The organism is Pseudomonas sp. RGM2987, assembly GCF_022952855.1.
Lineage (GTDB): Bacteria > Pseudomonadota > Gammaproteobacteria > Pseudomonadales > Pseudomonadaceae > Aquipseudomonas.
The window spans coordinates 26,221-36,508 of the sequence record NZ_JALJDX010000169.1 but is presented as its reverse complement, the minus strand read 5'-3'; the positions used below and the strand labels follow the sequence as shown (position 1 = coordinate 36,508).

The following is a 10,288-nucleotide window of genomic DNA, read 5'->3' as shown; positions in this document are numbered from 1 at the left end:
GGTTTTGGGGCCGCTTTGCGGCCCAGCGGGAGCAAGCTCCCTCGCCACAGGGGGGCGGCGTGTCCACAGGGGGTGGCGTGTCTACCGATCAGCGCCGGCGCTTGTCGATCGAGTACACAAACGGTGCCGTCAGTTCGATGGTGCCATTGGTCAGCAGCTCGGCCGGTGGCTTGGGCAGCGGTTGGGCGCGGCGGATCATTTCCAGGGTGGCCCGGTCCAGCGACTCGGTGCCAGCACTGCCCACCAGTTCGAACGACAACACGTTACCGTCGGCATCTACCACGAAGCGCAGGCGGTTGGTGCCTTCCTTGTTCATCTGCTGGGCCCGGGGCGGGTACTTCTTGTACTTGCCCAGGTGCGCCAGCAGCGTGCCCTGCCAATTGGCCTTGGCTGCCATTTGTGCGGGCGAAGGGCCGGGGGCCGGTTGCGCGGATTTCTCGGTCGGTGCCTGGGTCGGCTGCGTGTCGCTGGGTTTGTGCTCCGAGGGCTGTTCCTTCGGCGGCTCCGGCTTCTTCTCTTCCACCGGCTTGGGCTTGGGCGGTTGCGGCTTGGGCTTGGGCTTGACCGGCTTGGGCACGGCGATTTCCGCCTTCGGCGCTTCGGCAAGCTTGGGCAGCGGCAGTTCCTCCACCGGCTCTGGCGGCTTCGGCGGGGTGACGACTTTCGGCGGAGCCGGCGGTGGCGGCGCAGGCACCGGCGCCAGCTCGACCATCATCGCCTGGGGCGGCAGCTCGATGGGCGGGCGGGACGTCCAGTTCAGCGTCAGGGCGATGGCGAGCGCATGCACGCCCAGCACCACGGCCAGGCTTGCGCTGTAACGCGTCAGCTTTTGGCGCGTCGTGATCATTTTTTAGGCGCCGTCTCGAGTCCGACCAGGCCGACCTTCAGGTAGCCGGCGCCGCGCAGGGCGTCCATCACGCTCATCAGGTCGCCATAGTCCACGCCTTTGTCAGCCTGGAAGAAGATCGTCGTGTCCTTCTTGCCTTGGGTCCTGGCGTCGAGGGTCGCGCCGAGGTTCTCGGCCTTGACCTCGTCTTCGCCGAGGAACAGGCGCTGATCAGCCTTGACGCTGAGGAATACCGGTTTTTCCGGGCGCGGCGATGGCTTGGCCGTCGATGCCGGCAAATCGACCTTGATGTCCACGGTGGCGAGCGGCGCGGCCACCATGAAGATGATCAACAGCACCAGCATCACGTCGATGAACGGCGTGACGTTGATTTCATGGTTCTCGGCCAGATCGTCGTCTGCGCCTTCTTTCAAATGCAGGCCCATGGTCGTTTACCCCACTTTCACCATGTGCGGCTGCGAACCACGCTCGGGCGGCAGGTGGTCCAGGTCACGGCTGACCAGCAGCAGCACTTCGGCCGAGGCGTCGGAGACCTGGGCCTTGTAGCCAGCGATGGAGCGGGCGAAGACGTTGTAGATGACCACCGCCGGGATCGCGGCGACCAGGCCCAGGGCGGTTGCCAGCAGGGCTTCGGCGATGCCGGGGGCAACGACCGCGAGGTTGGTGGTCTGGGTCTTGGCGATGCCGATGAAGCTGTTCATGATGCCCCATACGGTGCCGAACAGGCCGACGAACGGTGCGGTGGAACCAATGGTGGCGAGCACGCCGGTGCCGCTGCTCATGTTGCGACCGCAGGCTGCGACCAGGCGCTCGAGGCGAAAGCTCACGCGCTCCTTGATGCCTTCCTTCTCGCGGCTGTTGGCCGACAGGCGCATCTCTTCGAGGGCGTCGTGCACCAGCAGGTTGGCGAGGGTGCCTTCCTTCGCCGCGCTGGCGCTGGCTTCCTTGAGGGTGGCGGCTTTTTTCAAGGCGGCGATTTCACCCCGCAGGCGACGCTTGGCCCCCAGCAGCTCGAAGCCTTTGGCGATCCAGATGGTCCAGGTGATGAGCGAGGCGATGGCCAGGCCGATCATCACGGCTTTTACGACGACGTCGGCGTTCTTGTACATGCCCCAGGGGGACAGATCGTGGGCCATGCCGAGGGTGTTGTCGGGTTCGAGCACTTCGGGAGCGTCGGCGGCAGTGGCTTCCACGGCTTGGGCCGGGGCGCTGGCCGCCGGTGCTGCTGCAACGGGGGCGGCCGTTTCGGCAGGTGCCTGGGAGGCCGTCGGTGCGGTGGCCGGGGTTGTCGCAGGTGTCTGCGCATCAGCGAACGCGGCAGCGGGCGGCAGCAACAGGCTGAACAACAGGGCTGCCACGGCGCTCCAGGCGCGAGGTCGGTTGGTTGGCGAAGCGGAGGATAGAGAGTGTTTCATGCTGGCCGGACCTGAGAGGAAAAGACGGTTGATGTTCTTCCAGGCCTCGTAGGGCCGAGAACAAAAGTGGTGTGCATTATTGCAAGTAATTCTTGTTAACAACAGTAATAGAGTATCTTTTTTTCTTGCATTGCTAGCCGCTCATCCTCCTCAAAGGCTAGTCTGCGGCTTTACCAGAGGAGTTTTCGATGTCTGCGCCTTCTGTTTTGATTGCCGGTTGCGGTGATATCGGCGGCCGTCTGGCCAATCAGCTTTTGGCTGAACATTGGCAGGTGTATGGCGTGCGTCGCACGGTTGCAAACCTGCCAGCCGGGGTCATTGGGGTCGCAGGCGATTTGTTCGGCGAACAGTGTCCAGCCGACTGGCCCACCGGGCCGTTGGATTATCTGGTCTACAGCGCGGCTGCCACCGATCATGACGAGGCGGGTTATCGCCTGGCTTATATCGAAGGCTTGCAGCATGTATTGAGCTGGTTGAAGCAACACGGCCAACAGCCCAAGCGCTTGCTGTTTGTCTCCAGCAGCAGCGTGTACGGGCAGCAGCAGGGCGAGTGGGTCGACGAAACCTCGCTTACCGAGGCCGGCGGGTATTCCGGTCGGTTGATGCTCGAAGCCGAGCAAGTCGCGCTCGACAGCGACATCCCGGCCAGCCGAGTGCGCCTGACCGGCATCTACGGCCCGGGCCGTGAATGGTTGCTGAGCCAGGTGCGCCAGGGCTATCGCGTTGTCGTCGATCCACCCCTGTACGCCAACCGCATCCACGCCGACGACGCGGCGGGTCTGCTGGCGTTTCTGCTGGAAGCGGATCGACAGGGCAAGGCGCTGGACGATTGCTACATCGGCGTCGATGACGCTCCGGCGCCGCTGGCCGAGGTGGTGGGCTGGTTGCGCGAGTACATGGGCGTCACCCAGTGGGCCGAAGACGCCAGCGTGCGCCGCGCCGGCAGCAAGCGCTGCAGCAACGCCCGGGCCAAGGCCCTGGGCTGGACGCCGCGTTATCCGAGTTTTCGCCAGGGGTATGCGGCGATTCTGGAAGGGCGCTGCTGATTTTTTTGCACGCCACATACTCCTGTGGGAGCGAGCCTGCTCGCGATGAGGCCCTCACATCCAACATCTTCGTTGGCTGGAAGGACGCTATCGCGAGCAAGCCCGCTCCCACAGTGGGATTTCTGTTTGGGTTATTGCTTTTCTAGCACCCACTGCCGGTCACCCGGCGTAAACGACGGCATTTCATCCGCCAGCGCCGCGTTCACGGTCTGGAAGATTTCCAGCGTCTTGCCGTTGCGGGCGAAGATCCAGGTGTTGCCCTGGCCGTTCTGTTGTAGCCAGATGTTGTCGTTGCCGCCGCTCATGGAGGCGCAATCGCCGGCCAGGCACAGGGCGTAGCGATCGGCGCCCGGCAGGCCGCTGACCTGGCCGTCGGGTTGGAATTGCACGCTGGCGCCTTGGCCGGGGCCGTTTACGATGTGCCAGGTGCCACCGAGGTAGGCGGCGTACAGCGCACGCTCGAAGCTGGCGCCGATGGGCGCGCCTTCCGGGACCTGGATCTGCGCGCGGTCGAACACCTGCTGCGGTTCGTTTTCGTTGGCGGCCTGGTTCAACTGGTCGCCGTCGCGTTTCAGTTCGCTGGCGGCGCTGCCGTAGAAATCGACTTTCCAGGTGCCGTCTTCTTCGCCCAGCAACTTGCCTTCGACATTTTCAAAACCGTTGGTGTAGCGCGCCTGGCCGGCCCGGGTGTTGACGTCCCATTCCAGGTTCGGGCCATACCCCTGCAGCGCCTCGCGCAGCGCGCCACCCTTGGCGGCTGCGTCGATGGCGGCCTGGTTGATCCAGGTGCCGCTGATGTCACGGTCGGCCGGGTCGCTGGCGCAACCGCCCAGAAAAAGGCCAAGCAGCGAGAGAGCAAGCGCTTTGCGCATGGTGGAGTCCTTTCAAAACGAAACGGCGCAGCGCGAAGGCTGCGCCGGGCGTGTTACTCGATGACCAGGATGGCGTCCATTTCGACTTGCGCACCCTTGGGCAGGGCCGCCACGCCGATGGCGGCGCGGGCAGGGTAAGGCTGGTCGAAATACTTGCCCATGATCTCGTTGACCTTGGCGAAGTGGCTCAGGTCGGTGAGGAAGATGTTCAGCTTGACGATGTCCTTGAAGGAACCGCCAGCGGCTTCAGCCACGGCCTTGAGGTTTTCGAAGACCTGCACGGTCTGGGCTTCGAAGCCTTCCACCAGCTCCATGGTTTTCGGGTCCAGCGGGATCTGGCCCGACATGTACACGGTGTTGCCCGCCTTGATCGCCTGGGAATAAGTACCGATGGCGGCCGGGGCCTTGTCGCTGGTGATAACGGTTTTGGTCATGAATGACTCCTTGTAATGACTAGGCTACGCGCGCATCCGGGTGATGCGGATCACCCCGGTCAGGGCACGCAGTTTCTTGATCACGCGGGCCAGGTGCACACGGTCGTGCACGCTGACCACCAGTTGGACGACGCTGATGCGGCCGTCGCGCTCGTCCATGCTGATTTTCTCGATGTTGCCGTCGGCGGCATTGACGCTGCTGGCCAGCAGCGCGATCAGGCCACGCTGGTGTTCCAGCTCGACCCGCAGCTCGACGTTGAATTCGCCAGTGACATCCTTGGCCCAGGACAACTGGATGCATTTTTCCGGGTTGTGGCGGATTTCACTGATGTTGCGGCAGTTGTCCAGGTGCACCACCATCCCCTTGCCGGCGGACAGATGGCCGACGATCGGGTCGCCCGGGATCGGCGTGCAGCACTTGGCATAGCTGAGCACCAGGCCCTCGGTACCGCGGATCGCCAGCGGGCCCTCGGGGCTTGGCAGTTGCTCGCCTTCGCCGAGCAGGCGACGGGCGACGACATAGGCCATGCGGTTGCCCAGGCCGATGTCTTCGAGCAGGTCTTCGATCAGCTCCAGGCGGTATTCAGTGAGCATCACCTGCACGCGCTCGCTCGGGATCTTGTCCAGCGAGCTGTCGAAACCGTTCAACACCTTGTTCAACAGGCGTTCGCCAAGGTTGATGGATTCGGAGCGGCGTTGCAGTTTCAACGCGTGGCGGATGTGCGTGCGCGCCTTGCCGGTGACCACGAAGTTGAGCCAGGCCGGATTCGGTCGCGCGCCGGGGGCGCTGACGATTTCCACCGTGGAGCCGCTTTGCAGCGGCTCGGACAGCGGTGCCAGGCGACGGTTGATCCGGCAGGCAATGCAGCTGTTGCCGACGTCGGTGTGCACTGCATAGGCAAAGTCCACCGCCGTGGAGCCTTTGGGCAGCTCCATGATCCGGCCCTTGGGCGTGAAGACGTAGACCTCGTCCGGAAACAGGTCGATCTTGACGCTCTCGATGAATTCCAGGGAGTTGCCGGCGCGCTGCTGCATTTCCAGCACGCCCTTGACCCACTGCCGCGCTCGGGCATGGGTGCTCTTGGGTTGTTCGTCACCGCTGGACTTGTAGAGCCAATGGGCGGCGATGCCGTTGTTGGCCATCTCTTCCATTTCGCGGGTGCGGATCTGGATCTCGATCGGGACGCCGTGCATGCCGAACAGCGTGGTGTGCAGCGACTGGTAGCCGTTGGCCTTGGGGATCGCGATGTAATCCTTGAAGCGCCCCGGCAGCGGTTTGTACAAATTATGCACAGCACCCAAGACGCGGTAGCAGGTGTCGACCTTGTCGACGATGATCCGGAACGCGTAGACGTCCATGATCTCGTTGAAGGCCCGGCGTTTGCCGCGCATTTTCTTGTAGATGCCGTAGAGGTGCTTCTGCCGGCCGCTGACTTCGCCTTCGATGCCGTCGATAGCCAGGCAGTGGCTCAGCGACTCTTCGATCTTGTTGACGATTTCCTTGCGGTTGCCCCGGGCACGCTTGACGGCCTGGTTGATCCGCGCCGAGCGCATCGGGTGCATGGCCTTGAAGCCTAAGTCTTCAAATTCGATGCGGATTGCGTGCATGCCCAGGCGGTTGGCGATGGGGGCGTAGATTTCCAGGGTTTCCTTGGCGATGCGCCGGCGTTTTTCGCCGGACAGCACTTCCAGGGTGCGCATGTTGTGCAGGCGGTCGGCAAGCTTGACCAGGATCACGCGGATATCGCGCGCCATGGCCATGGCCATCTTCTGGAAGTTTTCGGCCTGGGCCTCGGCCTTGGTCTCGAAGTTCATCTGGGTCAGCTTGCTGACCCCGTCGACCAGTTCGGCCACGGTTTCGCCGAACTGCGCTTGCAGCGCTTCCTTGGCAATGCCGGTGTCTTCGATCACGTCATGGAGCATGGCCGCCATCAGGCTCTGATGGTCCATGTGCATGTCGGCAAGAATATTCGCCACCGCAAGCGGGTGCGTGACGTACGCCTCGCCGCTGCGGCGACGCTGGCCGTCGTGGGCTTGTTCGGCGTAGAAATAGGCTCGGCGGACCAGATTGACCTGGTCCGTGCCGAGGTAGGCCGATAAGCGATCGGCGAGGGCGTCTATGCTCGGCATGATGATGACTCCTGCCGTCTGCTGTGACCCCGCGCCGTGCTACGTCGACCAGGCATAGGCTTAGACCGCCTCGTTGGACTCGTCCTCGAACGCTGCGAACAGCGGTTCGTCTTCGACGATTTCAGCGTTGGCGATGAACTCGTAGCTCATCAGGCCCTCGGCGATTTCACGCAGCGCTACTACGGTAGGCTTGTCGTTTTCCCACTGGACCAACGGCTCTTTGCCACCGGTAGCCAGTTGACGGGCACGCTTGGTAGAGAGCATGACCAGCTCAAAGCGGTTTTCCACGTGTTCTAGGCAGTCTTCAACGGTTACGCGGGCCATGGTATTCCTCGGAGCGAATGCAATATGCGCGCTGCCCGGTTGGGCGAGCGGACTCGACAGTTTAAAAAAACACCAGCGTTTAGGGAAGCGCTGATTTTTTAACCAAACCCCTCGGCGCGCTGCGAGTACCAATGTAAAGCCGTCGCAGCGGTTTTGGGAAGGGCCGGTCAGCCCAACAGTTCGGCCAATAATTTACCGAAACGTTGCTGCTGGCGTTTCTGCTGCAACTGGCTGGCGCGGAAAATCGCCTTCAGGTCGTCCAGTGCGTGGGCAAAATCGTCGTTGATGATCAGGTAATCGTAGTCCACGTAGTGACTCATTTCGCTGACCGCTTCGCGCATCCGGCCTTCAATGATCTCGTCGCTGTCCTGGCCGCGGTTGGTCAGGCGCTGGCGCAAGGCCTGCTGGCTTGGCGGCAGGATGAAGATCGAGCGGGCCTGGGGCATCAGCTTGCGCACCTGCTCGGCGCCTTGCCAGTCGATTTCCAGGATCAGGTCATGGCCTTCGTCCAGGGTCTGCTGCAAGTAGCTTTGCGAGGTGCCGTACAGGTTGCCGAAGACTTCGGCGCGCTCCAGGAAGTCGCCGTGTTCGGCCATCCTCACGAACTCTTCGCGATCGACGAAGTGGTAGTTCACGCCGTTCACTTCACCGGGGCGCATGGCGCGGGTGGTGTGCGAGACCGAGACGCGGATCTGCGGCTCGGCGTCGATCAGGGCCTTGACCAGGCTGGTCTTGCCGGCGCCCGAGGGCGCGGAAATGATGTAGAGAGTGCCGGTGCTGTGGGTCATGTCGGGTTAGCCTTACTCAATGTTCTGCACTTGTTCGCGCATCTGCTCGATCAACACCTTGAGGTTGACCGCCGCCTGGGTGCTGCGCGGGTCGAAGGCTTTGGAGCCCAATGTGTTGGCTTCGCGGTTGAGCTCCTGCATCAGGAAGTCGAGGCGGCGACCGGCCGCGCCGCCGGACTTGAGCACCCGGCGAACTTCGATGATGTGGGTGCTCAGACGATCCAGTTCTTCGGCCACGTCGCTTTTTTGCGCGAGCATGACCATTTCCTGTTCCAGGCGCTGCGGGTCCAGCTCGGCCTTCATGTCGGCAAAGCGGTCGAGGACTTTCTGGCGCTGGGTGGCGAGCATCTGCGGGACCAGCTCGCGCAGGGTGGTGACGTCGGCCTCTATAGAGGTCAGGCGCTCGTTGATCAGCCGAGCCAGCTCCGCGCCTTCACGCTCGCGACCGGCCTTGAGTTCCTTCAAGCCTTGATTGAACAGCGCCAGTGCCTCGGCGTTCAGCGCTTGCGGGTCGCTGGCATCGCCCACCAGCACGCCGGGCCAGGCCAGCACTTCCAGCGGGTTCAGGGCTGCGGGGTTCTGGATCAGGCTGGCGACGGTTTCGGCGGCGGCAACCAGTTGCGCGGCGCGCTCGCGATCCACCTGCAAGGTCTTGCCGGTGCTTTCTTCGGTAAAGCGCAGGGTGCATTCCAGCTTGCCCCGGGACAGCCCCTGGCGCAGCGCTTCGCGCACACCGCCTTCCAGGTCGCGGAAGGATTCGGGCAAGCGCAAGTGTGGTTCCAGGTAGCGGCTGTTGACCGAACGCAGTTCCCAGCTCAGCGTGCCCTGGGCCCCGGCTTTTTCGACGCGGGCGAAGGCGGTCATGCTGTGCACCATGGAGGTTCCTCGCAATGCAGGCGGCACAACCTGCGGTCGTGGTGCCTGGAATCTGTGGATTGAAGCCTGAGGGCTGCAAAGGCGCAGGATTGTAGCGCAGTGGGGCGCATGCCCCCAAACCGTGCCTGTGACAAAGCGCTGCAGCCCGTCGGGCGGGCCGTGGAGGGGCTGCGCTCGCAGCCGTTTTTTAGAACTGCGCTACGTTTAAACTGCCCTATAAGGGAACACGGCTTTATAATGCCGGCAGTTTTCCGTCCTCAGTACAGGTGTTCCCTATGAAACGTCCAAGTGGTCGCGTTGCCGATCAGCTCCGCTCGATCCGCATTACCCGCAACTACACCAAACACGCCGAGGGATCTGTACTGGTCGAATTCGGTGATACCAAGGTCATCTGCACCGTCAGCGTCGAGAACGGCGTGCCGCGGTTCCTCAAGGGCCAGGGCCAGGGTTGGCTGACCGCCGAGTACGGCATGCTGCCGCGGGCCACCGGCGAGCGGAACCAGCGCGAGGCCAGCCGTGGCAAGCAGGGCGGGCGCACCCTGGAAATCCAACGCCTGATCGGCCGCTCGCTGCGCGCCGCACTGGACATGTCCAAACTGGGCGACGTGACCCTGTATGTCGATTGCGACGTGATCCAGGCCGACGGCGGTACCCGCACCGCGTCCATCACCGGGGCCATGGTCGCGCTGGTCGACGCCTTGAAAGTGATCAAGAAACGTGGCGGCCTCAAGGGCGGCGATCCGCTCAAACAGATGATTGGTGCAGTCTCCGTGGGCATGTACCAGGGCGAGCCGGTGCTGGACCTGGACTACCTGGAAGACTCTGCCGCCGAGACCGACCTGAACGTGGTCATGACCAGCGCCGGCGGCTTCATCGAAGTACAAGGCACCGCCGAGGGCGCGCCGTTCCAGCCGGAAGAATTGAACGCTATGCTGGAATTGGCGAAGAAAGGCATGAGCGAGATCTTCGAACTGCAAAAGGCCGCATTGGCCGACTGATCGATCCGTATCCCCAGACAAGGAGAATGTCATGAGTGATGAACAAATCCTGCTGCCCCAGCCGAGCAAAGAGGCGCGTCAATGGGCAATGTTTTGTCACCTGTCCGCCTTGCTGGGGATCTGGATTCCGTTCGGCACGCTGATCGGGCCGCTGGTGCTCTGGCAGCTCAAGCGTGAGTCCGATCCATTTATCGATGCCCAGGGCAAGGAAGCCCTGAACTTCCAGATCACCGTAGCAATTGCTTCAGCGATCAGCTTGCTACTGATGGTGGTGGTGATTGGGTTCTTTCTGTTTGGGTTGATCGCGATCGGTGCGCTGGTGTTGACCATTATTGGTGGGGTGAAGGCCAATGAGGGGCAGGCGTATCGGTATCCGTTTACCTGGCGGTTGGTCAAGTAACGGAGTGACGGGCAACCGGTTCTCGATTGCCGGTGTGTATCCATCTCCTGTGGGAGCAAACCCGCTCCCACAGTGATTTTGGGGGGCACATAAATTTTGTATCCGCTGAAGATCAAGGGTGGGAGCGAGCCTGCTCGCGATAGCAATGCATCTGCAAT

12 protein-coding genes are annotated in these 10,288 nt (G+C 62.7%); 3 read left to right on the top strand and 9 right to left on the bottom strand.

Going from position 1 to position 10,288, the window contains the following annotated elements:
• Positions 1–88: 88 nt before the first annotated feature.
• Genes RGM2987_RS08865 through exbB form a run of 3 tightly spaced genes read right to left on the bottom strand, consistent with a single transcriptional unit; the run spans position 89 to position 2,262 of the window.
• Positions 89–847, bottom strand: coding sequence for an energy transducer TonB (locus tag RGM2987_RS08865; protein WP_245139866.1), 759 nt, complete (start codon positions 845–847; stop codon positions 89–91).
• Positions 844–1,272, bottom strand: a complete 429-nt coding sequence (exbD, locus tag RGM2987_RS08860; RefSeq protein WP_245139864.1) for a TonB system transport protein ExbD — start codon at positions 1,270–1,272, stop codon at positions 844–846. The genes RGM2987_RS08865 and exbD overlap by 4 nt, the downstream gene beginning before the upstream one ends.
• Before the next feature lie 6 nt (positions 1,273–1,278).
• A complete protein-coding gene (gene exbB, locus RGM2987_RS08855) occupies positions 1,279–2,262 on the bottom strand; it encodes a tonB-system energizer ExbB (protein ID WP_245139861.1) in 984 nt (327 codons plus the stop codon).
• Between the two features lie 188 nt (positions 2,263–2,450).
• Between exbB and RGM2987_RS08850 the strand changes: the two genes are divergently transcribed.
• Complete coding sequence (locus RGM2987_RS08850) at positions 2,451–3,308, top strand: SDR family oxidoreductase (RefSeq protein WP_245139857.1); 858 nt, start codon at positions 2,451–2,453, stop codon at positions 3,306–3,308.
• Positions 3,309–3,439: 131 nt separating this feature from the next.
• Here the strand turns inward: RGM2987_RS08850 and RGM2987_RS08845 are convergent, their stop codons facing one another.
• From RGM2987_RS08845 to RGM2987_RS08820, 6 genes are all read right to left on the bottom strand, one after another.
• The gene (locus RGM2987_RS08845; protein ID WP_245139854.1) at positions 3,440–4,180 is read right to left on the bottom strand and encodes a hypothetical protein; all 741 of its coding nucleotides are present in this window, start codon (positions 4,178–4,180) and stop codon (positions 3,440–3,442) included.
• Positions 4,181–4,233: 53 nt separating this feature from the next.
• Positions 4,234–4,614: a RidA family protein gene (locus RGM2987_RS08840; RefSeq protein WP_014340863.1), complete on the bottom strand. Its 381-nt coding sequence runs from the start codon at positions 4,612–4,614 to the stop codon at positions 4,234–4,236.
• Positions 4,615–4,638: 24 nt separating this feature from the next.
• On the bottom strand, positions 4,639–6,744 hold the full coding sequence (gene spoT / locus RGM2987_RS08835) for a bifunctional GTP diphosphokinase/guanosine-3',5'-bis pyrophosphate 3'-pyrophosphohydrolase (protein ID WP_245139851.1): 2,106 nt from the start codon (positions 6,742–6,744) through the stop codon (positions 4,639–4,641).
• Positions 6,745–6,804: 60 nt separating this feature from the next.
• On the bottom strand, positions 6,805–7,068 hold the full coding sequence (gene rpoZ / locus RGM2987_RS08830; RefSeq protein WP_003177259.1) for a DNA-directed RNA polymerase subunit omega: 264 nt from the start codon (positions 7,066–7,068) through the stop codon (positions 6,805–6,807).
• A gap of 167 nt (positions 7,069–7,235) precedes the next feature.
• Complete coding sequence (gene gmk, locus RGM2987_RS08825; protein ID WP_047735756.1) at positions 7,236–7,856, bottom strand: guanylate kinase; 621 nt, start codon at positions 7,854–7,856, stop codon at positions 7,236–7,238.
• Positions 7,857–7,868: 12 nt separating this feature from the next.
• Positions 7,869–8,732 carry a YicC/YloC family endoribonuclease gene (locus RGM2987_RS08820; protein ID WP_245139848.1) on the bottom strand — a complete coding sequence of 288 codons (864 nt, stop codon included), beginning with the start codon at positions 8,730–8,732 and terminating at the stop codon, positions 7,869–7,871.
• A gap of 275 nt (positions 8,733–9,007) precedes the next feature.
• Between RGM2987_RS08820 and rph the strand changes: the two genes are divergently transcribed.
• Both rph and RGM2987_RS08810 read left to right on the top strand, forming a co-directional pair.
• Positions 9,008–9,730 carry a ribonuclease PH gene (gene rph / locus RGM2987_RS08815; RefSeq protein WP_245139846.1) on the top strand — a complete coding sequence of 241 codons (723 nt, stop codon included), beginning with the start codon at positions 9,008–9,010 and terminating at the stop codon, positions 9,728–9,730.
• A 31-nt stretch (positions 9,731–9,761) separates the two neighbouring features.
• On the top strand, positions 9,762–10,130 hold the full coding sequence (locus RGM2987_RS08810; RefSeq protein ID WP_245139844.1) for a DUF4870 domain-containing protein: 369 nt from the start codon (positions 9,762–9,764) through the stop codon (positions 10,128–10,130).
• Positions 10,131–10,288 lie beyond the last annotated feature (158 nt).